Below are 24818 nucleotides of genomic sequence, written 5' to 3'. Positions count from 1 at the left end.
GCCGGGTCGACGATCCGGCCGTTTTGCTTCAATCAGCGTGGGACACCCTTGTCCCTCGGCGAAGGCCCGCCGACGACCGCATGTCGAACGCATGCGGACGGTTCGCGGATTACCAGGTGTAGCTCATGCCCAGCTGAGCGCTGGTCTGGTGGTAGCCCGCCGCGTGCTGCAGGGTGAGGCCGGCCGACGCGCTCCAGCCGTTGCCAAAGCGCAGGGATGCGCCGCCGCTGAATTCCGCGCGACCCTGCGGAATGCGGGCCTGGATGGCCTGACCATCCATATGCACGGTGCGGTTGGTGCCATCGTGCAGCCAGTTGGCGCTGACATAGGGCTGCACCTGGACCGCGCCCTCGCCCCACTGGGACACGCCCGACAGTCGAAGCCCGACCCGACCGAAGGTGCCGTCTGCGTCGCCGGCGGTGACCACCGTGCCGTTGGCCTCGGTATGGCGCACATCGTCCCAGCGGGTACGGCCGACCTGCAGGTACGGTTCCAGGTAGAGGCGCGCGGTGGCCGAGCGATGGATGCCGAAGGCCTGACCGGCCTCGATCGCACCCTGCCACGCGCCGCTATCGTAGCGTTCGCTGGCAAGTGCCAGGCCGTCCACGCTGTTGCGGAACCGGGCACGCTGCAGCGAACCGTCCAGGTGGAAGCCGGCATTGGCATCCTCTGCGTTGCCGGCACGCCAAGTCGCATAGATACCGGCCGCGTTGCCGCGGACCTTGCCGCGGGCGTAGTAACCGGTCAGTGCGTTGGTGGCGGTGCTGCTGGCATTGCCGGTGGCGAACATGACGCCGGCGGCGCTGCCGTTCTGGCCCCTCAGCAGATCCACGCCCACGTTGAGCGACTGGCGGTTGCCATGCACATCCAGCTGGCGCTCCACCGCATCGAAGCCGGTGCGTGCACCGTCCACCCGCGCCCAGGCGCGGCCGGTGCTGCGGCCGGCGTTGCGCGCCTGGAAGCCAATACCGAACATGCTGCCGCCCGCCTGCAGGTTGGCCAGGTAGGCACCTGCTTCGGGACGGAGCACCGGCACGGGCACGACCGTGGTGCAGTCGGGCAGGCTCGGATCGGCGTCACACGGATTGGGCGGGGTCGGCAGTTCCGAGCGCAGGTACCAGTTGCCATTGCCGGCATCCTTGCGCAGGAAGTACTCGTACTGCCCACCGACCGCACGCCCGGCCAGGTCGAACGTGCCGTTGGACGCGCCGCCCACGTCGACCAGGGCGATGCCCTGCACGGTCTGGGCGCCCTGGCCGCCAAGGTTGTTGACCACGACCTGGGTCTGGCCGCTGGTGTCGCCGCCGACCACCAGGCGATCGGACGCGGCATCGTCGCCGGCCAACACGGTGTTGAAGGTGATGGCGCCGCCGTCGCCGTGGTAATCGCCTGCCACCGTGAGGGTGTGCAGCGCACTGCCATCGCCCAGCACGATGTGGCCGCCGCTGCCATTGGCAAGTGCGCCTATCGTGCTGTCACCGGTGAGCGCCCACACCGAATCGGCCAGCGCCAGCGAGGTGGCGCCCTGGATGCGGCCCTGCAGGCGTGCACCGTCGGCCAGCGCGACGTCCACGATGCTGCCTGCCGCGCTCACGATGTTGCCCACAAGGGCGGTGTTTTCCAGGCGCAGGCCCACGGTGGCGTCGGTCGCGTCCACCTGGAGCAGGTTGCCATTGCCGGCCTTGAGCTGCCCGCCGTTGCGCACGGTGAAATTGACCTCGCTCGGGTCGGACTGGTGGTTGACATCGTCCGGCACGAAGATCGCTGCGCCAGTACGGCCTTCCACGGTGGAGGCATCGATCACCACCTCCATCCCGGTGGGATTCACGCCGCCGGCCAGGTTGAACTCGGACCAGATGCCGTGATTGTCGCCGACCACCTGGCTGCCCTCGGTGATATCCACCTTGCCGCCCGAGACCAGCCAAAGGCCGTTGCCGGAGAACATGTCGGTGGTGGTGGGATCGGCCCGGCCTTCCAGGGTGGTGTCGGCAAGGCGCAGCGTGCCGTTGTTGACGCTTGCGCCCAGGCCCAGGCCGCTGAGCGTACTGGAGATAATGCTGGCGGTACCCCCCCGGTAGCCGTGGATGGGGCTGTAGCCAACACCGAGGGTCAGCGCGCGCTCGACGCCGTTGTAGGCCGTCGACCCCACCATCTCCAGCGTGCTCGCGTCGGAAATACTGATCCCGAAGTAACCGTCCAGCTCGGCGTCGGCATGGTCAAACCGGATCGTCGCACCGTCGCTGGTTGAGACGTTGCGGGTCTTCGCACCGGGTCCCACCATCAGCACGCCATTGTTTACGTGCCACCAGTTGGTGGCATCGCCGGCGGCGATTACCTTGGTCTGGCCGGGGCCGACGTTGGCGGCCTGGACTGCGCCGGCCATTGCCAGCGACACCGCGGCGGCGATCAGTGCAACCTTGAGAGGGGTATTCATGTTGATCATCCTCGTTTGGGAAAGTCGGCTGGCGCGGTGGAAAGCAGCGCCGGTATCGATGGCGAGAATGCTAGGAGGTGCCCGAAGCAAAGGATCTAGAAATACTTCTAAACTGCGCACGGGCGCGGGGCAGGTATGCGAGCGGATAAATGCGCATCGATTGCAGCTGGCCGGGCCGGGCAGTAACGTTGGGATCCCCGCCGGAGTAATACGCATGCAGCCATCCACGCAGAACGCCCGGCGAGTGCGCCTGGCCACCGTTCTGGCAGTGCTGGGCGCGCTTTCGTCAGCGGTTCCCGCGCGCGCGGGGGTGCCGCAGTTCAGCGCCGAAGAGCGGGCCTGGATGGCACGGCATCCGGTGGTCTATTACGCCGGCGCGCCGGATATCAGCCCGTTGGAGGATATTGTCGATGGTGAATATCGCGGCCTGATCGCGGCCTATCTGGATGCTGTTTCCAAGCGTACCGGGCTGCGCTTCCAGTTGATCCCCACCGAGACCTGGCAGCAGTCGCAGGATCTCTTCGCTGCCGGCAAGGTCGATTTCTTTCCCAACGCCAGCCCCACCACCGTGCGCAGCGAGGTGAACCACCAGCTGCACTACACCCAGGCGTACTTTGCCAGTCCGCTGATTTTCGTCACCAAGGGCGAGGCCAATTCCACGTTCGGCGCAGAATCACTGCGTGGCAAGCGCATTGCCATCCGTGGTGGCCCGGACGTGCAGAAGACCCTGACCGATCTGCGTCCGGGGGTCATCCCGATCGAGGTGGGCAGCCCGGAGGAGAGCCTGCAGGCGGTGCTGGGCGGCCGTGCCGACGCCTCGGTGGGGACCGAGTCCACGCTGTTGCCGCTGCTACAGCGCAAATACAGCCGCAGCCTGGGCGTGGCCAGCATGCTCAACCTGCCGCCCTACCGGGCCCAGATGGGGGTGCGCGCCAGCGAGCCGCTCCTGCATTCGATCCTGGAAAAGGCGCTCGATTCGATCAGCGCCCATGAAAGCGATGTGCTGTACGAGCGCCACCTGTCGCAGGCCGACTACGGCGCGCCCTCGATCTGGTCCATCCTCCATTACCGCCGGACCGAGCTGCTGCTGGCCACCCTCGGCATGATCCTGCTGTCCATTTTTGCCTGGCACGCGCGCATGGCACGCCGCCGCGCGGTGCGCAGCGAGCGCGCGACGGCTCGCTTCCTGGCCACGATGAGCCATGAAATCCGCACCCCGATCAATGCGATGGTGGGCTCGATCGAGATGCTCGCGCGGACGCAGCTGGATGCCCGGCAGCGCGGGTTCACCGAGGGCGCTGCGTTCGCCGCCGAGGCCCTGGTCGATCTGCTCGACAACGTGCTGGACCTGTCCAAACTCGATGCCGGCAAGCTCACCCTGGAGCGATTGCCGACCGATCTGCCCCGGCTGCTGGCGCTGGCCGTGGCCCTGGCGCGCCCCGGGGCGGAAAGCAAGGGCTTGTCGATCAAACTCGCGATGGCGCTGGACACCGACCAACTGGTGGTGCTGGACCCGACTCGGGTGCGGCAGGTGCTCAACAACCTGCTTGGCAACGCTGTCAAGTTCACCCGCCGCGGCTGCATCAATGTCGATGCGCGCCTGGATCGCGGCAAAGACGGTGCCGTGCTCCACGTGCAGGTCAGCGACACGGGCGTGGGGATCGCACCGGAACAGCAGGCGCGGCTGTTCAATGCCTATTCGCAGGCCGATGAATCCACCACGCGCGAGTTTGGCGGCACCGGACTGGGCCTGACCATCTGCCGGGAGCTGGTGGAGCTGATGGGGGGCACGATCACCCTGCAGAGCATTCCCGGCACCGGCACCACGGTCGCCTTCACGGTGCCAGTGGGGCTGATGGCCAGATCACCGGAGTTGCAGGACGGCGGCGACGGGGGCGGTGCGGCATCCGGGCCAGGTACGGATGTCGCGCCGGCCAGCGCGCGTGTGCTGGTGGTGGAGGACCACCCCGGCAACCGCGCCCTGGTGCGCGAGCAGTTGCTGGAACTGGGCGTGCGTCCGACCTTGGTGGACAGTGGCGAGGCCGCGTTGCGGGCGCTGGACAGCGCCGACTTCGACATGGTCCTGATGGATTGCCACATGCCGGGCATGGACGGCTACGAGACCACCCGCCGGATCCGCGCCCGGCCGTCCCACGGCAGCCACCTGCCGATCATTGCCATTTCCGCCTCGACCGGTGCCGAGCATCTACAGGCGTGCCTGGCCAGCGGCATGGACGGGGTGCTGCGCAAACCGCTGCGCCTGGAGGAACTCAACAGCACCCTGGCGCTGTGGCCGGTCACGCCCAATGCGCCGGTCGGTGTGCATTCGGCGCCGGCAGCCGATGCTGTTATCGATCACGTGGCACTGCTGCGCGAAGACCTGGCGGGCATCGAGCGCGCCCTGCACGCCGACGACGCAGCGGCCGGCCAGCACCACGCCCATCGGCTCGGCGGTGCGGCACTGATGCTCGGCTGCGATGCGCTTGCCGCCCAGGCCTTGGGCATCGAGTCGTGCTGGAAGGCCGGTGCACGGCCGGACGCGGAACAGGTGCAGGCGCTGGCGCAGACCCTGGGTGCGGTCGGTGAACGCCTGGTCAAGCGGTAGGGATGTCGCATCTGGCAAGATTCTTGTGCCCGTGCCCCCTGTGACCCCGCGTCAGGTGAGGGCTGTCTTCCGCATTGCATGATGTACATCACAAATTGGTGTAGGTTCCCCGCATCAGCCCTCCTGCCCAAGGCGCGCCGTCATGCCCGACGACATTATCCGCATCCTGCTACTGGACGATCATCCGATCGTGCTGGAGGGCATTCAAAGGCGCCTGCAAGGTGTGCCCGCGTTTCAGATCGCCGGCAGCTACAGCACCGCGCGTGAGCTGATCCACGCACTGGCCACGACCACTCAAACGGTGCATCTGGCCATCGTCGATTTCTCGCTGGGCCCCCACGATGTGGATGGCATCAACCTGTTGCGGGCCCTTCGGCTGCGGTATCCGCGCACGGCCGTGCTGGTCCTGTCCTCGCATTTCAATCCCGCCACGGTCTCCCTTGCCCTGCAGGCCGGGGTGAGCGGTTTCCTGTCCAAGAGCCAGGGAGCGGACGAACTGATCGATGCGATCCGCCAGGTCGCCCGCGGCAAGACCTACCTCCCGGCGGACATGCGCCAGCAGTTGGCCGAGCTGAGCGACCGTGCCCCGGCGCGCGGCAGTGTCCCCGGCCAGGTCCAGGAGACGCTGACCCCGCGCGAGTACGAGGTGCTGCGGTGCACGCTGGAGGGCATGTCCACGAGCGAGATATCGGCCAAGTTCTCGCGTGCGATGAGCACCATCAGCACGCAGAAGAAGTCCGGGTTCCAGAAGCTGGGCATCCGCACCGACGCCGAGCTGTTCAAGGTCCGCAGCCTGATCGAGAAGGGTTAGGCATGCGGCGAGCCGGCGGCCTCGTCAGGGCGTTTCCGGCCACTGGAAATCCGGCGGCAGCAACCGCAGGAACTCCAGTTCGCTGCCTACCTGGAGTTTGCCCAGCGCATTCCACTTGTGGGTGCTGATGGTGCTGCGCGAGCGCGCCAGGCGGTCAGAAATCTGCGCCGTTCCCATGCCCCTGGCCACCAGGCCGAGCACGCGGAACTCCTGCACGCTCAGCCGGCGCAGCCCGGCCTGCAGGAAGGCTGCATCGTCATCGCGTGGTGGACCCGGTCGTGACAGGGCGGCGTTGCGCAGCGTGTCAACGACCTCATCCAGCGCCGTGCGCTTGTCGATAAAGGCGTAGGCGCTGGCCCGTTTGCACATGGCATGGGCGCTGGCGCTGCATTCGGCGGTGAACACCACCACCCTGGCTGCGGTCAGGCGCTGGAGCTGTGCCAACAGGCGTTCGGCCTGCCCGTCGTGTTCGCGCTGGAAGCAATCGAGCACCAGCACGTCCACCGCATGTGCGCGAAGGTAGGGCAGCAGCGGGGCAGGCGCATCGAAATCGGCCACCACGCTCACGCCGGCCAGCGGCGCAAGGTAGCGACGCAGGCCCACCCGCACCAGGTCGTGGCGGTCCATGACGACAATGCGCGCATTCGACCTCATTTTCGCTCCTCGGGCAGCTCTGCCGGCCGATCTACTGTAGGTGCTTGCTTGCAGCGCGCCCGTCGAACTAATTCGAAACTCGGCCCGGCGCCGCGGTCACACCGGCGATGCCTCACAGCACGCGTTGACCGACGCGCATGGCATCGGCGTGCGCAGGCGCGAGCGGTCTGGGAGAGGGGCGGAGATGTGGGTCGAGCGGCACCAGGAGCGGCTGCGGCGCGAGGCGCAGCAGTTGCATCGGCTGCGCGACGCCTTGAAGCCGCCCCAGCCCTGAAACGAAAAACCCCGCCGAAGCGGGGTCTCATCTCCGGGAGTGCGGAGCGTATCGTTTTTTGCGGAGCGGCTCTGACCTTCCAGAAACCCCGCAAACCATTGGTGCCGAAGGTGGGACTCGAACCCACACGCTTTTAAGGGCGGCGGATTTTGAGTCCGCTGCGTCTACCGATTCCGCCACTTCGGCTGGCTGGCCGCGTAGTGTATACAACTTGTGGAGATCTGTGCAGCCCTGAATGCTTCATGTGATGTTCGGCCTTCATCCGGGCAGGACGTTATACTCACCGGGCTGAACCATACAGAGAGCCGGGATGAGTGCATTGCAGGATCTTCGGGTACTGGTGGTCGAGAACGACGAAATGAGCGCGGCCCTGCTGCAGATGCAGCTGGGCCAGTCCGGCGCGGTCGTCGTCGGCCCCGCTGCGTCGGTTGCCGACTCGCTGCGCCTGCTCGGTGACTCCGAGCCCCAGGTGGCCCTGCTGGATTACCGGCTGGCCAATAACGAAACCAGTGAACCGGTCGCGGCCGCCTTGAGCGCCCGTGGCATTCCATTCGTGCTGGCCACCGGCATGGCGCCGGACCACCTGCCGGCGGTCTTCCGCACCGGCGTGATGCTGACCAAGCCGTACCTCACCGCGGAACTGAACGCGGCATTGGAACGCGCGCTGCAGATCGCATCGGTCGCCAGCTGACCCCTGCGCTCACGCCGCTTCGGTGTGGGCGAAACTGACCGGCTCGCGGTCGTCCAGGATGCGATACAGCGCCTCCAGATCGTTCGGGTCCGGATTCAGCCAGGCATCCAGGTTGTCCGGCCGGATCGGAATGATGCAGCGGTCATGGCCGGCCGCGGCGACATCGCGCGGCGGTTCGTCGGTGATGGCCGCAAACGACAGCAACCGGCCCTCCGGTCCTTCCCATTCCGACCACAGGCAGGCGATGAGCAGGTCGCGTGGCGGCTGTGGGCGGAACTCCAGCACTACGTTGCTGGCCTTCTCGCCGGGGGACAGGGCGCGTTGCTCAAGCGCATGCCGGGGCACGTGTTCGTAGAACGACTGGACCACCACCACGCCATGGCAATGTCCGAACGCGGGCTTCCAGTACCCGCCCAGGCTGTCGCGGCGCGCGTTGTAGGTGCCGGGGTACAGCGTGTCATTGCGGGCCGGCGTGTCCGGGAGGCGGCATTGATAACGCATCGGCTTGATCACGCGCTGGCCGCGCTCGGACACGATCACCGGTGCATAGACGCCCGGAAAGATGCGGCTGTCGCGCGGCAGCAGCCCGGTGCGACGCAGGTCGTCCAGCCGTGCCTGCGCGCGTTCGACGCGGTTGCTGGCGATGCGCGCATCGTTGCGTGCCTTCTGCGTAGGGCGCCTGGCCAGGCTGGCGTGGGCGGCATCGCGGCGTTCGCCCTGCACGCGGATCTCCGCGTCCAGCGCCTGCATTTCCTCGGCATGCCACTGCTGGATCTTCGCGACGATGTCCTGGCCCTGCGCGGTGCGCGCGCCGGCAAAGCCGTCATCCATCGCCTTGGGCGTTTTCGGGCGCTGCTTGCCGGCATCATGGGCGTACAACCGGGCGAACTCGTCCAGCGACATCATGGCGCCGTACTCGCGCACCAGCTTGGTGTAATCGGCGCGGATCTGGGCGGAGTAACACATGGGGCAGGGGCGGACAAAAGGGGCAGGGGAACAGCATAGGCCGGTTGGTATCACCGCATGAGAAAACGATGCGGCATGCTGGCCACCTGTTCACGTGTACGAGGTGGTCCATGATTCTGCCGGCGGGTCTGACGTGCATTCCCCATCCGCCCAGCGTGGCCGAATACCGCGAACTGCGGGTGCGCGCCGGGCTGAGCCCCAAGACACTGGAGGCGGCCACGCTGGGCCTGCCTCATACGGTGTTCGGGGTCAGTATCCGTGAGGGCGAACAGCTGCTGGCGATGGGCCGGCTGGTGGGCGGCCGCGGCTGCTTCCTGCAGGTGGTGGACATTGCGGTGGTGCCCGAACGGCAGGGCCAGGGCCTGGGCAAGGCGGTCATGGGCGAACTGGATGCGTGGCTGCAGGCCAATGCGGTGGGGGCCTACGTGAGCCTGATCGCCGATGGCGACGCGCACCGCCTGTATGCGCAGTTCGGCTTTGCGTTGACCGCGCCGCGATCGGTGGGCATGGCCAAGGTGGTGCGGTAGGTACCGACCGTTGGTCGGTACGAAAGGCCGTGAATGCCGACCATTGGTCGGTACGCGTTGGCGAATCGCCGTGTCGACCAACGGTCGGCACCTACCGGGGCGCACAAACAAAAACCCCCGGCATTGCCGGGGGCTGTTGTTTGTAGCTGGCGTCCCCACGGGGATTCGAACCCCGGTCGCCACCGTGAAAGGGTGATGTCCTAGGCCTCTAGACGATGGGGACGCGTTAAACCGAATTTTTCTTCTATCGGACGGCCTGTGTCCGGAGAAGTGGTGGAGCCAGGCGGGATCGAACCGCCGACCTCCTGCATGCCATGCAGGCGCTCTCCCAGCTGAGCTATGGCCCCACGTTGATGCTGCGAGCCGCCTATCATAGCGATGGTTTTGCTGGATGGGAAGCTTTTTATTTCGTTCCGGTGCATGCCGATTGTTGGACGGCGCGCCGAGGGTGTCCTGCATGCGCCATGCCGACCAACGGTCGGCATCTACCGGTATGTGCCGTTTCGGCCAATGGCCGACATTTACCGGGGCACATAAACAAAAACCCCCGGCAATGCCGGGGGCTGTTGTTTGTAGCTGGCGTCCCCACGGGGATTCGAACCCCGGTCGCCACCGTGAAAGGGTGATGTCCTAGGCCTCTAGACGATGGGGACGCGTTAAACCGAATTTTTCTTCTATCGGACGGCCTGTGTCCGGAGAAGTGGTGGAGCCAGGCGGGATCGAACCGCCGACCTCCTGCATGCCATGCAGGCGCTCTCCCAGCTGAGCTATGGCCCCACGTTGTACCGCAAGCCGCCTAGTATACCTGCCTGTTCACGTTTGTGGAAGACCACGACGAAAACGGCGGGCAGCGGTGACAAAAAAACCCGGCGGACCGGGCCTGATGTCGTTGATGAGTGGCGTCCCCACGGGGATTCGAACCCCGGTCGCCACCGTGAAAGGGTGATGTCCTAGGCCTCTAGACGATGGGGACGCATAAAACTCATCAATGTTTTCAGCACCTCCGAACGGCCTAAGGTCCGGAGTGGTGGAGCCAGGCGGGATCGAACCGCCGACCTCCTGCATGCCATGCAGGCGCTCTCCCAGCTGAGCTATGGCCCCACGATGCTGGAGGCGCAATTCTACGCGGATGTGAAGGATTCGCCAAGTGTTTTGTGTGACATCGCGATGAATATCTTTCGCTGCGAACGAAGGTCGAATGCCACGCCGCAAAAACAAAACGCCCCGACCGAGGTCAGGGCGTTCTGCTTCTTGATTGGCGTCCCCACGGGGATTCGAACCCCGGTCGCCACCGTGAAAGGGTGATGTCCTAGGCCTCTAGACGATGGGGACGCACGAAACTTCAAATTTTGTCACTGCACTTCCAATCGGCCTAATGATTGAAGTGGTGGAGCCAGGCGGGATCGAACCGCCGACCTCCTGCATGCCATGCAGGCGCTCTCCCAGCTGAGCTATGGCCCCACGTCGTGAGGAGCGAAATCATAGCGACGACGTTTTCGATTGGCAAGCGAAAAATGCACGAAATACGTCATTTGATGATCGTGCGTTGGTGGCGCAGGCGCGTTGCACGTCGCATGGGGTGTGGACGCGGCCAAATCGGCATCCGCACACACGGTGTGCTTACTGCCGCGCTCTGGTCAGCGCGGTCAGGATCGGGCAGTGCACCACGTCGCCGTGGCCGGGGCAGGCATCCACCAACACCTTCAGTGCGGCATGCATGCTTTGCAGTTCGGCGATGCGCTGTTCGATGTCGGTCAGCTTGTCTACGGCAGTGTGGCGTACCCGTGCCATGTCATCGCCGCGCTGGTCGCTGAGGCTGAGCAGGTCGGCGATCTCGTCCAGGGTGAAGCCGAGTGCCTTGGCGCGGCGGATGAACTGCAGCCGGGTCAGGTCGGTATCGCCGAACACGCGATAGCCGCCAGCACTGCGGCGTGCGGTGGGCAGCAACTGCTGGCGTTCGTAATAGCGCACGGTGTCGATCGGCACGCCAGCCTGGCGTGCGAGCTGTCCGATGTTCATGCCCACCTCGATGAAGACCCGGTGGCGAGGGTAAACCCTGGAGTCTGGTCGAGAGTCAAGGGCTGCTGAAGGCGCGTCGACGGATGTCGTTGTCGGGCCGAAAGATACAACTAGTTTCATAGCTACCGCGCTTTTGCCTCCGTAGGCTCGGACGGGTTCGCTGCAAGCCCTTGCGCCGCCTGGGTTTGCTGGTCCCAGACGTCGCTTGAGGAGCTTTTCCATGGATGCACCGTTCACCCCGTTGTCCCCCGTGCCGCGTCCGGCGTCGTCGGCGCTGATGGAAGTTGCCGTACTGGAATACCCGGGCAGCCTTCGGGCCGCAGCGCCGGTGCTGTCCGAACTGGCCCAGCGCTGCAACCGCACCGCGGCGGCGGGCAAGCGACAGGGCGCGCGGATGCTGGTAACGCGCTGGACCTTGTCCCCGCGCGGCGTGCAGCGGGTGGCGGGTGCGGAGTTGTTCGGCGAAGCGCTGCCGGCCCTGATCGTCGTGCCCGGCAATGAACCCAGCTGGCCGCTGCCGCCGCCCGACGAGCGCCTGCTTGCCTGGCTGCGTGACAGCCATGAAGGCGGCAGCGTGCTGGCCGGTTGCGACGAAGGCGGCTTGGTGCTGGCCGGCAGTGGCGTGTTGGCCGGGCGCACGGTGAGCTTGCCCGACCTGGCGCGCTGCCCGTCGCTGGCCACCGTGGTACCCAGCTGGAACCTGGGCGAGCGTTCACTGGTGGACGACGGCGACCTGCTCACGGCCTCCGGGCCCGACGCGTGGAAGTATCTCAGCCTGCGCTTGCTGGCGCGCGTGTACGGCCAGACCGTGATGGCCGCCACCATCCAGCAGTTGCAGTTGACGATCCCGCGCGCGGTGCAGGACGACCTGGAGCGCTTCAGCCCCAACTTCGCCCATGGCGATCGCGGCATTCTCAAGGCACAACGCTGGCTGCATACCATTGCCGCGCGCGGGGTGTCCCTGCAGGACATCTGCAACTCGGCCGGATTGGAGCCGCGCACGTTGCAGCGCCGCTTCCTGAAAGCCACCGGCCTGCGCCCGATCGAGTACTGCCAGCGGCTGCGCATCGCCAAGGCGCAGCTGTTGCTGCAGGCCGGTGGCGAAATCGATGAAGTGTCCTGGGCGGTCGGCTACTCCGATCAGAGCGCGTTCCGCCGCCTGTTCCTGCGCATTGTCGGGCTCACGCCGTCGCGCTACCGGCGGCAGCTGGCTACGCAGCGACGCCAACGCACAGACCTCCCCGCGACCGACGCTGCGGCAGCCGAGCCAATGCGCTCGGCCGCGTAGCCGGACCGCGCGCGGCCCTGTCGAATGGAAGCAACGGCCCACACGCGCACGCGGCCTGCCGTTGGCGCATGTGCGGTTGCGGCTTGCCGGATGCGCGATGGGCTGTGACCATGCCGCCGGGGTTGCAGCAACATGACCGCGCATGCGTTGTACGCAGGTGCGGTGGAGACGGCTGGATGATGAGCAGTGTTGGCCCGGTACCGCTGGGCGTGGTGTGGGTGTTGCTGGGATGGCTGCTGGCCATCGGCGTGGCGCGGTGGTGGCAGCCGCCGCCGCAGGAGGGGCAACCAAAACCGGCGGCGATGCTGCTGGACATGGTGTTCCTGGGGCTGTTAGGCGGGCGGCTGGGGTTCGTAGTGCTGCATTGGCGCGCATACGCGGACGACCCGTGGGCGCTGGTGCGCCTGGGCGATGGCGGTTTCCTGCCGGTGGTGGCGGTGCTGGTCGGCATGGGCTGGGCGGCATGGCGGCTGCGCCGCTGGCCGGCACTGCGCAGGCCGGTATGGGCCGGGGCAGTGGCGGGCATCCTGTGCTGGGTGGGGTTGTCGCTTGGCATGGCCCACCTGCAGCAGTCGCGCATCGCCTTGCCTGCCGTGACCCTGCAATCGCTGCAGGGGCAGCCGGTCGCACTGGCCGCGACCGCAGGCAAGCCGGTGGTCGTCAACCTGTGGGCCACCTGGTGCGCACCCTGCCGGCGCGAGATGCCGATCTTCTCTGCGGCACAGCAGCGCGAAGCCAACGTGCGTTTCGTGTTCGTCAACCAAGGCGAAAGCGCGGAAGACGTGCAGCAGTTCCTGTCCAGCCAGAAGCTGGCGCTGCAGCATGTGCTGCTTGACCCGGACAGCCTCACCGCCGAACGGCTGCAGGTGCACGCATATCCGACTACCCTGTTCTTCGATTCACGTGGCCGGTTGCAGGGGCTGCACATGGGGGAACTCAGTGCAGCCGGCCTGCAGGCCCGGCTCGATGCGCTGCGCTGAACGCGCGGTGCCTTCCATTCTGTTGCTACCAGGAGTTGCCATGCTGTTGAAATCGCTGCCCGCACCGGGCTCGCTGCTTGCCGCCGCGCTGCTGATGGGCCTGGCCGGGTGCAGCCAGGCCCAGTCGCCCAAGGCCTCCGGCGCGGCCAAACCGGCTGCCGCCGCCAAGGCTGGTGAATACCCGGACGTGCTCAAGGGCATTCAGAAACACGGCTTCGAGGTGGTGGGTGAATTCGATGCGCCGGGCGGCCTGCGCGGCTTCGCCGGCGTGGTGGGCGGCCAGCAGCCCGCCGCGGCCTACGTGACTCCCGATGGCAAGCACGTTCTGGTCGGCAGCCTGTTCGATGCCACTGGCGAGGATGTCAGCGCGGCGCCACTGGAAAAGCTGGCGGCCAAGCCGATGTCGGAGAAAATGTGGAACAAGCTCGCTGCCAGCGCCTGGGTGCGCGACGGCCGTGCCGATGCGCCGCGGGTGGTGTACACCTTCAGCGACGCCAACTGCCCGTACTGCCATCGCTTCTGGGACGCCGCGCGACCGTGGGTGGACAGCGGCAAGGTGCAGCTGCGACACATCATGGTCGGCGTGATCCGTGAAGACAGCCCGGCCAAGGCCGCTGCCATCCTGACCGCACCGAACCCGAGCGCGGCCCTGCTGGAAAACGAGCACACCTTCGACAAGGGCGGGATCAAGCCGGTGGCGAAGCTGAGCCCGGACGTAGCGAACAAGCTTGATGCCAACCAGGAGCTGATGATCGAGATGGGGTTCCAGGGCACCCCGGGCATCCTGTTCAAGGACGACAAGGGCATGCTGCAGCGCCGCTCCGGCATGCCGCAGGGCCAGGACATGGACCTGGTGATGGGCAAGCGCTGAGCCGCTGCCCGATCGACTGAAACGCGCGCCGGTGCAACGCCGGCGCGCGCGCCGCTAGGCCTGCCCATGTAGGGAGGATGTACGCACGCCCGGCGAGTGTTGCAGGGGGATGCGCAGGGGCGATGCGGTGCACTTGATCTGAATCAAGGTCGAAAACGACAGGCGGACTAGCCTGTGCGCATGTATTCCTCTGTCTTCACTCCTCGCTGCGGCATGCGCGTGCCTGCGTCGTTGTCATCACAACGACCGGCAGACTTCACGACGTGCTCACCTGACCATTGTTACTCAGGGCGCTGGCAGACGGGCTGTTTCCGTCCTGTCGCCCGGGATGAGGAGGGCATCCCGGGCGGGTGTGTCCACGATGCTGTGCATGCGATCGGTTCGCCGGCGCACGCCGCATATGTGATGCGCCTGCGTTGCAGCACCGGGTTGCCGAGCAGGTCCGCGCGCGCAGGCGCAGCGGAGCCGGTTGGCAAGGCTGTTCGCGGTTCATGGAGAACGTGATGCGCCTGGCTGTACTGACGTTTGCGTGTGCCGCGGTGGTGGTGGCTGCGCCTGCCCGTGCACAGGATTCGGCCGACGCGTTGCGGCAGGAGATCCGCACCCTGCGGCAGACACTGGAAAAGATGGAAAAGCGCCTGGATGCGCTGGAATCCGCCCCGGGAGCGCCGACGCCCGCGCCTGCCGCGATAGCACAGGCCACCCCGGCCGCGTTGCCATCGCCCGCGGCAGTGCAGGTGCCGGGCGGGGGGCAGGCCATCCTGCCGCCACGTGATTCGGTATCCGACCCGTCCTCGGCGGCGTCGCGTCCGGACAGTGCCGCCGGCCCGACCGATCCCGAGCTGAAGGGGTTCTTCGCCATTCCAGGCACCGACACGCTGATCCGCATCGGCGGGTACGCCAAGCTGGATGCCATCGCCGATGCACGCGCGGCCGGTGACGAGGACCAGTTCATCCCGTCGTCGATCCCCGTGGGCAGCGCGCACCGCGATGTGTCCAACTTCAACATGCATGCCAAGCAGACCCGTTTCAGCTTCGAGGCGCGTCGCCCCACTACCCACGGCAACCTGCGCTTCTACCTGGAAAACGATTTCTTCGGCAGCAGCGACAGCTATCAGTTCCGCCTGCGCCACGCCTACGGGCAGCTGGGCAATACCTACGCCGGTTACGGCTATTCCAGTTTCATGGACGCCGACAGCCTGCCCGACACGCTGGATTTCGCCGGCCCCGGCGCGGCTGGCTACCTGCTGGTGGCCGGCATCCACCACAGCTTTCCGCTTGGCAAGGGCAACACCCTGACCCTGGCCGCCGAAGATCCCGACACGCAGCTGAGCGCGCCGGCGGAGGGCGTCCGCGCGGTGGACCAGGCCCCGGACGTCACCCTCACCGCGCGCATGGAGCGCGACTGGGGACACCTGCAGGTCGGCCTGGTGGCGCGCAGCCTGGCCTACGACGGCGACGCCGGTGATGATCGCCGCATCGGCGGTGGCCTGCAGCTCAGTGGCTCGGCCGCGGTGGGCGAGCAGGACCTGCTGCTGTTCGGCGCGCTGGGTGGCAAGGGCATTGCCCGCTATACCGCCGACCTGACCGGTTCGGGCATGGATGCGGTGGTGGCCGGCGATGGGCGCCTGGCGCTGCTGCGGCTGCGCGGCGGTTTCGTCGGCTACACGCACTACTGGACGCCGATGTGGCGCTCCAACCTGATCTACGGCCAGCTCAGTGGCGAGCACAACGCGGCGCTGGCCGACGACGCCTTCCGCCGCAGCCGCTACGGCGTGTTCAACCTGCTGTGGAGCCCGGCGCCGTCCTGGACCATGGGCATGGAACTGCTGTACGGCCAACTGGAACAACAACGCGGGCAACGCAGCGACACGGTGCGGCTGCAGGGCAGCCTGCAATACAACTTCATCAAGTAGACCCTACCGCCCGGCGCGACCGGGCCCATGCCTGGCAAAGGAGAAACCGTCATGGCAGAAGCAAAGAAAATCGGGGTGGTCGGTGCCACCTTCCTGGTGGCCGGCAACATGATGGGTTCGGGGGTGTTCCTGCTGCCCTCCAGCCTGGCGAAGATCGGCACGGCGTCGATCTGGGGGTGGCTGATCACCACCGCCGGCGCGCTGCTGCTGGCCTTCGTGTTCGCCAAGCTGGGCAAGCTGGCGCCCAAGGCCGGTGGCCCTTACGCCTATGCGCGCGACTGGTTCGGCCCGTACATGGGCTTCCAGACCAACACCATCTACTGGTTCGCCAACTGGATCGGCAACGTGGCCATTCCGATCGCGGCGGTGGGTTACTTCAGCTACTTCTTTCCGATTCTGTCCGAGCCATTGCCGCGCTGCCTGGCGGTGCTGGCGCTGGTCTGGGCACTGAGTTTCGCCAACGTGATCGGCCCGTCGTTCGTGAGCAAGCTGCAGACCGTAACTACCAGCTTCGCGCTGGTGCCGATCCTGGGCATCGCCATTTTCGGCTGGTTCTTCTTCGACCCGACGATCTTCAAGGGTGCCTACAACGTCTCCGGCGAATCCAACTTCGGCGCGATCTCCAGCGCCGCCGCGCTCACTTTGTGGGCGTTCATCGGCGTGGAGTCGGCCTCGGTCACCGCCGGCGTGGTGGAAAACCCGGAAAAGAACGTGGCCCGTGCCACTCTGGCCGGCGTATTCCTGGCGGCCATTGCCTACATCGCCAGCTCCTCGGTGATCATGGGGATGGTGCCCAATGGCGACCTGCAGGTGTCCGATGCGCCGTTCGCACTGGCCGCCGCCAATGCGGTGGGCGGGTGGGGTGGGGCGCTGGTCAGCCTGTGCGCCTTCGTCGGCGCGGCCGGTTCGCTGGGTGGCTGGATCCTGCTGACCGCGCAAAGCGCCAAGGCCGCGTCCGATGACGGCCTGTTCCCGAGCATCTTCAGCAAGACCAACAAGGATGACGTGCCGGTCAAGGGCGTGCTGATCGTGGCAGTGCTGATGACCCTGGCGGTGCTGGTCACCTCGACGTCGGAAACCGCGTCGGCACAGTTCGACGTGATCACCTCCGCTGCGGTGGTGCTCACCCTGCTGCCCTACATCTATTCGTGCGTGGCCTGCTATTTCGTGGTCGAGCGCTCGCACGCGCTGGTGCATACCGGCGCGTTCTGGCTGCTCACCAGTGTCACGGTGGTGTACTGCCTGTGGGCGATCTTCGGGTCGTCGGGCAGCATCGTCCAGTACGCCTTCCTGTTCGTGCTGTTCATCACGGTGTTCTACCCGTTCTTCAGCGAGGAGCGCCGCCGCCAGCGTGGCCAGCTGCCCGCGCTGGACGCCGCCGTCCGCACGACGCTTTCGTGATCTTCCCCCAGGAGAATGCCTGTGTACTTCAAGTCGCTTGATTACCCCATCATCGTCATCGATGACGATTACGAGTCGCCGCGCATCGGGGGCATCCTGATTCGTGCGCTGGTCGAGGAGCTGCGCAAGAACGACCAGCGCGTTCTGTGCGGCCTGACCCTGGCCGACGCCCAGGCCGGCGCGCGCACCTATGTGGCGGCCTCGGCGGTGCTGATCTCCATCGATGGCACCGAGGAGAACCCGGAGCAGTTCCAGCGCCTGCTGGGCTTCCTGCGCGAGCAGACGGCCCGGCGCGCCAACCTGCCGGTGTTCCTGTACGGCGAACGGCGCACGATCGAGAAGGTGCCGAGCAAGCTGCTCAAGTTCGTGCACGGCTACATCTTCCTGTTCGAAGACACCAAGAGCTTCATCTCGCGCCAGGTGATGCGGGCGGCCGAGGACTACATGGCCAACCTGCTTCCGCCGTTCTTCAAGGCGCTGATCCACCACACGGCCGAATCCAACTACTCCTGGCATACGCCCGGCCATGCCGGCGGTGTGGCGTTCACCAAGTCGCCGGTGGGCCGTGCGTTCCACCAGTTCTACGGCGAGAACACGCTGCGCAGCGACCTGTCGATCTCGGTGCCGGAGCTGGGTTCGCTGCTCGACCACACAGGCCCGATCAAGGAGGCCGAGAACGAGGCGGCGCGCAACTTCGGCGCCGACCACACCTTCTTCGTCACCAACGGCACCTCCACGGCCAACAAGATCGTCTGGCACGGCACCGTGGGCCGCGGCGATGTAGTGTTCGTGGATCGCAACTGCCACAAGTCGCTGCTGCATTCGCTGATCATGACCGGCGGCATCCCGGTGTACTTCACCCCCAGCCGCAACGCGCACGGCATCATCGGCCCGATCAGCCTGGACCAGTTCACGCCCGAGTCGCTGCACCAGGCCATCGCCGCCAACCCGCTGGCCAGCAAGGCGTTCAAGGCCGGCTCCAAGCCGCGCATCGCGGTGGTCACCAATTCCACCTATGACGGGCTGTGCTACAACGCCGAGAAGATCGCCGAGGAGATCGGCAGCGCGGTCGATTTCCTGCACTTCGACGAGGCCTGGTATGCCTACGCGGCGTTCCATCCGTTCTACGAAAATCACTACGGCATGGCCAAGGGCAAGCCGCGCGAGCAGGACGCGATCATCTTCACCACCCATTCCACGCACAAGCTGCTGGCCGCGTTCTCGCAGGCCTCGATGATCCACGTACGCAACGCGGCCACCCGCGAGCTGGATGCGGAGCGGTTCAACGAAGCCTTCATGATGCACACCACCACCAGCCCGCATTACGGGGTGATCGCGGCCTGCGACGTGGCCTCCAAGATGATGGAGGGCGCGGCCGGCGAATCGCTGGTGCAGGAAATGCACGACGAGGCAATCGCCTTCCGTCGCGCGATGCTGCATGTACGCGAGGACTTGGGCCGCGATGACTGGTGGTTCAGCGTCTGGCAGCCGGACAAGCTGGAGCGCTCGCTGGCCAAGGGCGATGCGCCGGCGCCGATGGTGGCCAAGCGCAGCGAGTGGTACCTGCAGCCGGACGCACATTGGCATGGGTTTGACGGGCTGGTCGAAGACTACGTGCTGATCGACCCGATCAAGGTGACCCTGCTGACCCCGGGGCTGTCGATCGACGGCGAAATCGGCCAGCGCGGCATTCCTGCCGCGGTGCTGAGCAAGTTCCTGTGGACGCGCGGCATCACCGTGGAAAAGACCAACCTGTACTCGGTGCTGTTCCTGTTCTCGATGGGCATCACCAAGGGCAAGTGGAGCACGCTGGTCACCGAGCTGATGGCGTTCAAGGAGCTCTACGACGCCAATGCGCCGCTGAGCCGGGCGTTGCCGGGGTTGGCCGCCGACTACCCGGTGGCCTATGCCGGCTGGGGCCTGCGCGACCTGTGCCAGGCGCTGCATGAATTCAACCGTGAGTTCGCCGTGCCCAAGGTGATGCGCGAGATGTACGTGGACCTGCCCGAGCCGGTGATGACCCCGGCCGAGGCCTACGACCACCTGGTGCGCGGGCAGATCGAACGGGTCGACATCGAGGCGATCAGCGGCCGCATCGCCGGCACCATGCTGGTGCCGTACCCGCCGGGCATTCCGACCATCATGCCGGGCGAGCGCTTCGGGGCCAGCGACGAGCCGATCATCCAGTCGCTGCGGATCGCCCGCGAGCAGAACGCCCGCTTCCCGGGCTTCGAGTCGGATGTGCATGGGCTTATCATCGACCGCGATGGCGCTACGCCAACCTACAAGGTGGAGGTGCTGAAGGTCTGAGTGCGGTCAGGCCCTCGGCAAGCGATGGATACAGCACGCGAGCAGCGGGTTCTGACATTCTCGATCGCGGTGACCCTGGCCGTCAGTGCCACCGGCTTTGCCGGTGGCCTGCTGGTGGGGTCGCAGGCCATCCTGTTCGACGGCGTGTACAGCCTGGTCGACGTGGCCCTGACCCTGGTGGCGCTGTCGGTGCTGCGGCTGGTAGCGCGGGAAGAAAGCCCGCGCTTCCAGTACGGCTATTGGCACCTGGAGCCGATGGTGGAGGCACTGGGCGGGGCGATCCTGTCGCTGGCCTGCATCTACGCGCTGGCCAATTCGATCATCGGGCTGACCACCGGCGGCCATGAGGTCAAGGCCGGTCCGGCGCTGGCGTGGGCGGCGGTACTGTGTGTGAGCAACCTGGCCATGGCAGCCTTCGTGCGGACCCGTGCGCTGCGCCTGCAATCCTCCTTGCTGTGGCTGGACGTGCGGGCCTGGCTGTTGAGTGGCTTGATGAGCCTGGCGGTGGTGCTGGCCTTCGGCATCGCGCTGGTGCTGCGCGGTGGTGCGCATGCGTACTGGATTCCCTACCTGGACCCGCTGGTGCTGGCGGCCATCAGCGCTGCGGTGCTGCCGGTCCCGCTGCGCAGTGCCTGGAAGGCCATGCGCGAGGTGCTGCAGGTGGCACCCGACACGCTGGACGCACGCGTGCAGGCGGTGATGAGTGCTTTTGTGGCCGAGCACGGCTATCTGGACTTCACCAGCCATGTGGCCAAGATGGGGCGCATGCGGTTCGTCGAGATCCACATCCTGACCCGCCCGGACACCGTGATCGGCACCATCGACAACGTGGATGCATTGCGTGACGAGATCGCTGAACGGTTGGACGCACGCGGCAGCGAGTTCTGGCTGACCATCGATTTCACCGCCGATCCGGCCTGGACCTAGACGGCATCGAACTACCCGCTCGGCGTGGACCGCAGCATTTCAACGATTGTCGTTGACCTCAACGTCAGTTGAGGTCGGACACTGCGTGCTCCCTCCATGGATGCATGCCCCGTGTTCAGTGACACCCCCGTTGCACCGGCCGGCCTGTTCGGCTTCATCAATCCCGCCGGTCTGTATGACCCCAGTGCAAACGGCTACTCGCACGTGGCGGTGGTGCGCTTGCCGGCGCGGGTGATCCACGTGGCCGGGCAGGGCGGGGAAACCGCCGACGGTACGCTCTCGCCGCGCTTCGAGGTGCAGGTGGCGCAGGCCTTGGACAACCTGGCTCTCGCCTTGGCCTCGGCGGGTGCGGGCCTGGCCGACGTGGCCAAGCTGACGGTGCTGGTGGTGGACCATGACAAGGACCGGTTGGGCGTCCTGTCCGCGCAGATCGGCCAACGCTGGCCGCTGGGCCGGGCACCGACCTGCACGTTGATTCCCGTGCCGCGGCTGGCGCTGGACGGCATGCTGTTCGAGATCGAGGCGACGGCGTACTGCTGATCAGTAGTTCAGCCAGACGGCGCGCGCGACCGACACGTGGGTGATGTGCCCTCCGCTGGCCTGGTAGGTGACATCCAGCCCACGCGCCAGCAAGGGCGAGGTGTGCACCGGGATGCGGCAGACCACCCGCTCGGGGGTTGTCTGCCGGCAGTGATCGTCTCCAAGGACGTGCGGCGCGAGCGGCCTGCCGTGCAGGGTTTTGTCGAGACCGGCTTCCAGCGCCGCCGGGCTCAGCAAGGTGCCGGGCGCACTGTAGCCGGCCTGGAACGACAGCATGTCGACCGGGCTGATACAGCTGCAGCCCGCAGGGGAGAAGCCCAACAACGCCACGCCGGTGATCACGGCAATCACGACCGACGTGCTTATGGCGATCCTTCCCATCTCCGGCGTCCTTGTTGGCATCGTGGGTCAAGACCGTGGATCTTCTCACGCCTGCCGCAGTCGATGGACAGGGTCGCGGTTGGCGCGGATATATGAATCATATATGCTATGTATATCACCTACTCGGACGTCAGCCCATGGGCATCGTCAATATCGACGACGAACTGCACGACAACCTGCGCCGCGCCAGCGGCGTCTCCGGCCGCTCGATCAACGCCCAGGCCGGCTTCTGGATCAAGATCGGCATGCTGTGCGAGATGAACCCCGGCATGAGCTATCAAGAGATCGTCAGCCGCGAACTGCGTGCGGCCGGGGTCGCGCCCGGGGCGTTGCGGGTGGCAGAGGCATGATCAAGACGCTGGAAGAACAGGCCCTGATGCGCGCCTCCGGCCGTCTGCTGGCGCAGCTGTTCGAGGCACTGGACCGGCTGCCGCTGGAAGGGATGAGCACGCTGCAGGTCAACGACTGGGTGGAGCGATTCATCGTGGACGAACTGCACGCGCGGCCGGCCAGCAAGGGGCAGTACGGCTTTGCCTACGGACTCAACAGCTCGATCGACAGCGTGGTCTGCCACGGTGTGCCCTCGGCCGATGCCGTGCTGCGCAACGGCAGCATCGTCAACCTGGACATCACCCTGGAGAAGGGCGGTTACATTGCCGATTCCAGCAAGACCTACCTGATCGGCGAGGTCGACTATGCGGCCAAGCGGCTGGTACGGGTGACCCGCGAGGCGATGTGGAAAGGCATTGGCGTGGTGCGGCCCGGCGCCACGCTGGGCGACATCGGCTTTGCGATCCAGCAGCACGCCAAGGCGCACGGCTACAGCGTGGTCAAGGAATTCTGCGGCCACGGCATCGGCCAGGAAATGCACGAAGAGCCGCAGGTGCTGCATTACGGCCGGCGCGGTGACGGGCTGGTGCTGGAGCAGGGCATGACCTTCACCATCGAGCCGATGATCAACCAGGGCCGCGCGGCGATCGACATGAGCGAGGATGGCTGGACCGTGACCACCCGCGACGGGAAGCTGTCGGCGCAGGCCGAGCATACGGTGCTGGTGACCGCCGACGGGGTGGAGGTGTTGACCCTGCGCGCCGAGGAGCATGGGCTGGTTGCGTGATGGATGGTGTGCGTGGCCGGACGGGTGCCGTGGTTCCGCAGCCGGGCAGAGCCCGGCTCTACGGGGCGCGGGTGTCTCGCAGCCGGGCAGAGCCCGGCTCTACGGGGTGCGTGTGGAGACGAGCTTGAGGAACGCCTCGTTCTGGTAGCGGCTCATGCGCAGCTGCTGGCCGGTATCCAGGGTCACCACATGGTGGCCGTTGAACCACGGATGGATCGCCTTGACCCGGCGCACGTTGACTATGGCCGAGCGGTGCACGCGCGCGAAGTGGCGCGGATCCAGGCGCGCGGCGAGGCTGGCCATGGTGTCGCGCAGCGCGTGCACGCGGTCGGCCAGGTGGATTTCCACGTTGTTGCCGGCCGCCTTGATCCAGACAATGTCATCCACCGCCACCAGTACCACGTGCTCGTCCACGCGCACCGGCAGCCGCTGCAGGTAGTCGTCGCGCTGGCGCAGTGCATCCAGCGCCTGCAGGATCTGCGCCGATGCCTGCGCGCCCACCCCGGCCCCGGCCGACAACCGGGCCTTGGCCCGCTGCAGCGCGGCGGCGAACCGCTCGCGGCTGAACGGCTTGACCAGGTAATCCACCGCATTGGCTTCGAACGCCTTCACCGCGTACTGCTCGTAGGCGGTCACGAAGACCGTGGCCGGCATACGCTCGGCACCGACCGTGGCCACCACGTCCATGCCGTTGATGGCGGGCATCTGGATGTCCAGGAACACCAGGTCCGGCGACTGGTTGCGGATGGCCGACACCGCGGACACGCCGTCGCCGCACTCGCCGACGATCTCGATGTCGGCATCGTCGCGCAGCAGGCGCACGATGGCATGCCGGGCGATCGGTTCGTCGTCGACCACCAGTACGGTCAGGGTCATGCCGGCGCCACCCCGGGGGTGAACTCGGGTGCATCGTCGGCGCTCTCCAGTACCCGGAACGGCACCCGGATGCGGCAGGCCACGCCTTCGGGCCAGAGCATGTCCAGCCGGACCTCGGCGGCATCGCCATACAGCTCTTTCAGGCGCAGCCGGGTGTTGGACATGCCGATGCCATGCCCGGCCGACACCGGCGGCTCGGTCGACAGCGTGCTGTTGCGGTTGCGCACCTCGATACACAGCGCGTCGCCGTCGCGCCGCGCGTCGATTTCGATGGTGTCACTGCCCACGCGCTGGCCGATGCCGTGGCGCAACGCGTTCTCCACCAGCGGCTGCAGGATGAGGCTGGGCACGGCGCAGTCCAGCGTGTCCGGGGCGATATAGGTGCGGGTGGTCAGGCGGTCCTTGAAGCGGATGCGCTGGATGCCCAGGTACAGCTCGATCAGGTCCAGTTCCTGGCGCAGGGTGATTTCCTGGCCGTCATAGTCTTCCAGGAAGGCACGCAGCAGTTCGCTCAGGCGCAGCAGCATGTCTTCGGCCGACAGCGTGTCTTCGTCCAGCAGGGTGATGATCGCGTGCAGCGTGTTGAACAGGAAGTGCGGCTGCAGCTGTGCCTTCAGCGACAGCAGGCGCGACTGCGCCAGTTCGGTGGCCAGCTGGCTGGCCTCCAGTTCGCGCCGGGCCTTTTCAGCGTGGAAATGCAGGGCCTGCTGGATCGCGAACAACGTCCAGTAGGTCAACAGGCCGATGGCGAAGTGCTGCTCCAGGAAATACCCGAGCTGCTCGGCAAACCCGCTGGGCTCGAACAGGGTGGAAACCAGTGCGCCCAGCATCATCGCGGCGAAGGTGACGCACAGGCTGGCCAGTACCTGCGCGCCCAGCCCGTGGAAACGCCCGGTGCCGCGCATCGGGAAACGTTCGGCGAGGCGGAACACCGTCGGGGCCAGCGCCGCCCACGTGTACCACTGGATCAGCGACCAGCGCGCCAGGTCCCAGAAGGGCCAGTCGGTGCGGGGCATGCCCACGTTGATGGCGTTCTGCATGGCGAACACCAGGGCCACCATCGTCCACAGGGCGATGTAGCGGGACAGGCGGATCTGGGTGCTGCCAAGGCGGATGAGCATGGTCGGTCCTGCGCCGCGCGTGTGCGGCAGGGCCATCTTAGGCGTGGGGGGAGGGGCCGGAAAGCGCCATGACGGCCCATTACGATTGACCCGCGCGTGGCGACGATTG

Annotated in this window: 21 protein-coding genes and 9 tRNA genes; 14 read left to right on the top strand and 16 right to left on the bottom strand. The window is 66.5% G+C overall.

All coding sequences use genetic code 11. The features are described from left to right. Positions 1 to 109: 109 nt before the first annotated feature. On the bottom strand, positions 110 to 2434 hold the full coding sequence (locus GQ674_RS10420) for an autotransporter outer membrane beta-barrel domain-containing protein (protein ID WP_159497014.1): 2325 nt from the start codon (positions 2432 to 2434) through the stop codon (positions 110 to 112). Here GQ674_RS10420 and GQ674_RS10415 point away from each other — a divergent pair. Both GQ674_RS10415 and GQ674_RS10410 read left to right on the top strand, forming a co-directional pair. Beyond that, entirely contained in the window at positions 2433 to 5039 is a 2607-nt protein-coding gene (locus GQ674_RS10415) for an ATP-binding protein (protein WP_159497013.1), read from the top strand. The two genes, GQ674_RS10420 and GQ674_RS10415, sit on opposite strands and share 2 nt — an antisense overlap. Before the next feature lie 142 nt (positions 5040 to 5181). Then, a complete protein-coding gene (locus GQ674_RS10410; RefSeq protein ID WP_201290242.1) occupies positions 5182 to 5850 on the top strand; it encodes a response regulator transcription factor in 669 nt (222 codons plus the stop codon). Positions 5851 to 5874: 24 nt separating this feature from the next. Here GQ674_RS10410 and GQ674_RS10405 read toward each other — a convergent pair whose 3' ends face one another. Together GQ674_RS10405 and GQ674_RS10400 are read right to left on the bottom strand one after the other, a co-directional pair. Beyond that, positions 5875 to 6504 carry a response regulator transcription factor gene (locus GQ674_RS10405; protein WP_159497012.1) on the bottom strand — a complete coding sequence of 210 codons (630 nt, stop codon included), beginning with the start codon at positions 6502 to 6504 and terminating at the stop codon, positions 5875 to 5877. A gap of 373 nt (positions 6505 to 6877) precedes the next feature. After that, positions 6878 to 6964 (bottom strand) — tRNA-Leu (locus tag GQ674_RS10400). 124 nt (positions 6965 to 7088) lie between these two features. Between GQ674_RS10400 and GQ674_RS10395 the strand changes: the two genes are divergently transcribed. Beyond that, positions 7089 to 7469, top strand: coding sequence for a response regulator (locus GQ674_RS10395; RefSeq protein WP_159497011.1), 381 nt, complete (start codon positions 7089 to 7091; stop codon positions 7467 to 7469). Positions 7470 to 7478: 9 nt separating this feature from the next. Here the strand turns inward: GQ674_RS10395 and GQ674_RS10390 are convergent, their stop codons facing one another. Continuing rightward, a complete protein-coding gene (locus tag GQ674_RS10390) occupies positions 7479 to 8435 on the bottom strand; it encodes an SOS response-associated peptidase family protein (RefSeq protein ID WP_159497010.1) in 957 nt (318 codons plus the stop codon). A gap of 110 nt (positions 8436 to 8545) precedes the next feature. Here GQ674_RS10390 and GQ674_RS10385 point away from each other — a divergent pair, with 110 nt between their 5' ends. Next, positions 8546 to 8962 (top strand): GNAT family N-acetyltransferase, encoded by a 417-nt coding sequence (locus GQ674_RS10385; RefSeq protein ID WP_159497009.1) that lies wholly within the window; start codon positions 8546 to 8548, stop codon positions 8960 to 8962. A gap of 147 nt (positions 8963 to 9109) precedes the next feature. Here the strand turns inward: GQ674_RS10385 and GQ674_RS10380 are convergent. The 9 genes from GQ674_RS10380 to GQ674_RS10340 all read right to left on the bottom strand — a co-directional run bounded on the left by GQ674_RS10380 (position 9110) and on the right by GQ674_RS10340 (position 10981). After that, positions 9110 to 9185 (bottom strand) — tRNA-Glu (locus GQ674_RS10380). Positions 9186 to 9233: 48 nt separating this feature from the next. Beyond that, positions 9234 to 9309: transfer RNA gene (locus GQ674_RS10375), tRNA-Ala, on the bottom strand. A 230-nt stretch (positions 9310 to 9539) separates the two neighbouring features. Continuing rightward, positions 9540 to 9615: transfer RNA gene (locus tag GQ674_RS10370), tRNA-Glu, on the bottom strand. Between the two features lie 48 nt (positions 9616 to 9663). Continuing rightward, positions 9664 to 9739 (bottom strand) — tRNA-Ala (locus tag GQ674_RS10365). 120 nt (positions 9740 to 9859) lie between these two features. Next, positions 9860 to 9935, bottom strand: a tRNA-Glu gene (locus GQ674_RS10360). Between the two features lie 52 nt (positions 9936 to 9987). Next, a tRNA-Ala gene (locus GQ674_RS10355) sits at positions 9988 to 10063 on the bottom strand. A 155-nt stretch (positions 10064 to 10218) separates the two neighbouring features. Further along, positions 10219 to 10294 (bottom strand) — tRNA-Glu (locus GQ674_RS10350). A gap of 53 nt (positions 10295 to 10347) precedes the next feature. Next, positions 10348 to 10423: transfer RNA gene (locus GQ674_RS10345), tRNA-Ala, on the bottom strand. A gap of 159 nt (positions 10424 to 10582) precedes the next feature. Continuing rightward, positions 10583 to 10981 carry a heavy metal-responsive transcriptional regulator gene (locus GQ674_RS10340; RefSeq protein WP_159497008.1) on the bottom strand — a complete coding sequence of 133 codons (399 nt, stop codon included), beginning with the start codon at positions 10979 to 10981 and terminating at the stop codon, positions 10583 to 10585. A 220-nt stretch (positions 10982 to 11201) separates the two neighbouring features. Between GQ674_RS10340 and GQ674_RS10335 the strand changes: the two genes are divergently transcribed. From GQ674_RS10335 to GQ674_RS10300, 8 genes are all read left to right on the top strand, one after another. Beyond that, on the top strand, positions 11202 to 12269 hold the full coding sequence (locus GQ674_RS10335) for a helix-turn-helix domain-containing protein (RefSeq protein ID WP_236546256.1): 1068 nt from the start codon (positions 11202 to 11204) through the stop codon (positions 12267 to 12269). 179 nt (positions 12270 to 12448) lie between these two features. Further along, positions 12449 to 13249: a TlpA disulfide reductase family protein gene (locus tag GQ674_RS10330; protein ID WP_236546255.1), complete on the top strand. Its 801-nt coding sequence runs from the start codon at positions 12449 to 12451 to the stop codon at positions 13247 to 13249. 40 nt (positions 13250 to 13289) lie between these two features. Next, positions 13290 to 14120: a thiol:disulfide interchange protein DsbG gene (dsbG, locus tag GQ674_RS10325; protein ID WP_159497006.1), complete on the top strand. Its 831-nt coding sequence runs from the start codon at positions 13290 to 13292 to the stop codon at positions 14118 to 14120. A gap of 503 nt (positions 14121 to 14623) precedes the next feature. Continuing rightward, complete coding sequence (locus GQ674_RS10320; protein ID WP_159497005.1) at positions 14624 to 16036, top strand: DcaP family trimeric outer membrane transporter; 1413 nt, start codon at positions 14624 to 14626, stop codon at positions 16034 to 16036. A gap of 51 nt (positions 16037 to 16087) precedes the next feature. Beyond that, positions 16088 to 17437 carry an arginine/agmatine antiporter gene (gene adiC, locus GQ674_RS10315; protein ID WP_159497004.1) on the top strand — a complete coding sequence of 450 codons (1350 nt, stop codon included), beginning with the start codon at positions 16088 to 16090 and terminating at the stop codon, positions 17435 to 17437. A 21-nt stretch (positions 17438 to 17458) separates the two neighbouring features. Further along, positions 17459 to 19747, top strand: a complete 2289-nt coding sequence (locus GQ674_RS10310; protein ID WP_159497003.1) for an Orn/Lys/Arg decarboxylase N-terminal domain-containing protein — start codon at positions 17459 to 17461, stop codon at positions 19745 to 19747. Positions 19748 to 19771: 24 nt separating this feature from the next. Further along, on the top strand, positions 19772 to 20674 hold the full coding sequence (locus GQ674_RS10305) for a cation diffusion facilitator family transporter (protein ID WP_159497002.1): 903 nt from the start codon (positions 19772 to 19774) through the stop codon (positions 20672 to 20674). A 111-nt stretch (positions 20675 to 20785) separates the two neighbouring features. Then, positions 20786 to 21214 carry a Rid family hydrolase gene (locus tag GQ674_RS10300; RefSeq protein WP_236546254.1) on the top strand — a complete coding sequence of 143 codons (429 nt, stop codon included), beginning with the start codon at positions 20786 to 20788 and terminating at the stop codon, positions 21212 to 21214. Here GQ674_RS10300 and GQ674_RS10295 read toward each other — a convergent pair whose 3' ends face one another. Then, the gene (locus tag GQ674_RS10295; protein ID WP_159497000.1) at positions 21215 to 21595 is read right to left on the bottom strand and encodes a hypothetical protein; all 381 of its coding nucleotides are present in this window, start codon (positions 21593 to 21595) and stop codon (positions 21215 to 21217) included. A 137-nt stretch (positions 21596 to 21732) separates the two neighbouring features. Between GQ674_RS10295 and GQ674_RS10290 the strand changes: the two genes are divergently transcribed. Both GQ674_RS10290 and map read left to right on the top strand, forming a co-directional pair. Continuing rightward, positions 21733 to 21945, top strand: coding sequence for a ParD-like family protein (locus tag GQ674_RS10290; protein WP_038687903.1), 213 nt, complete (start codon positions 21733 to 21735; stop codon positions 21943 to 21945). Continuing rightward, entirely contained in the window at positions 21942 to 22712 is a 771-nt protein-coding gene (gene map, locus GQ674_RS10285; protein ID WP_159496999.1) for a type I methionyl aminopeptidase, read from the top strand. The genes GQ674_RS10290 and map overlap by 4 nt, the downstream gene beginning before the upstream one ends. A gap of 99 nt (positions 22713 to 22811) precedes the next feature. Here the strand turns inward: map and GQ674_RS10280 are convergent, their stop codons facing one another. Together GQ674_RS10280 and GQ674_RS10275 are read right to left on the bottom strand one after the other, a co-directional pair. Continuing rightward, positions 22812 to 23588, bottom strand: a complete 777-nt coding sequence (locus tag GQ674_RS10280) for a LytTR family DNA-binding domain-containing protein (protein ID WP_159496998.1) — start codon at positions 23586 to 23588, stop codon at positions 22812 to 22814. Then, entirely contained in the window at positions 23585 to 24709 is a 1125-nt protein-coding gene (locus tag GQ674_RS10275) for a histidine kinase (RefSeq protein WP_159496997.1), read from the bottom strand. The genes GQ674_RS10280 and GQ674_RS10275 overlap by 4 nt, the downstream gene beginning before the upstream one ends. Positions 24710 to 24818 lie beyond the last annotated feature (109 nt).

The sequence above is a fragment of the Stenotrophomonas sp. 364 genome (genome assembly GCF_009832905.1).
Taxonomy (GTDB): Bacteria; Pseudomonadota; Gammaproteobacteria; order Xanthomonadales; family Xanthomonadaceae; genus Stenotrophomonas; species Stenotrophomonas maltophilia_AP.
This window is presented reverse-complemented; position numbering and strand designations above follow the sequence as displayed.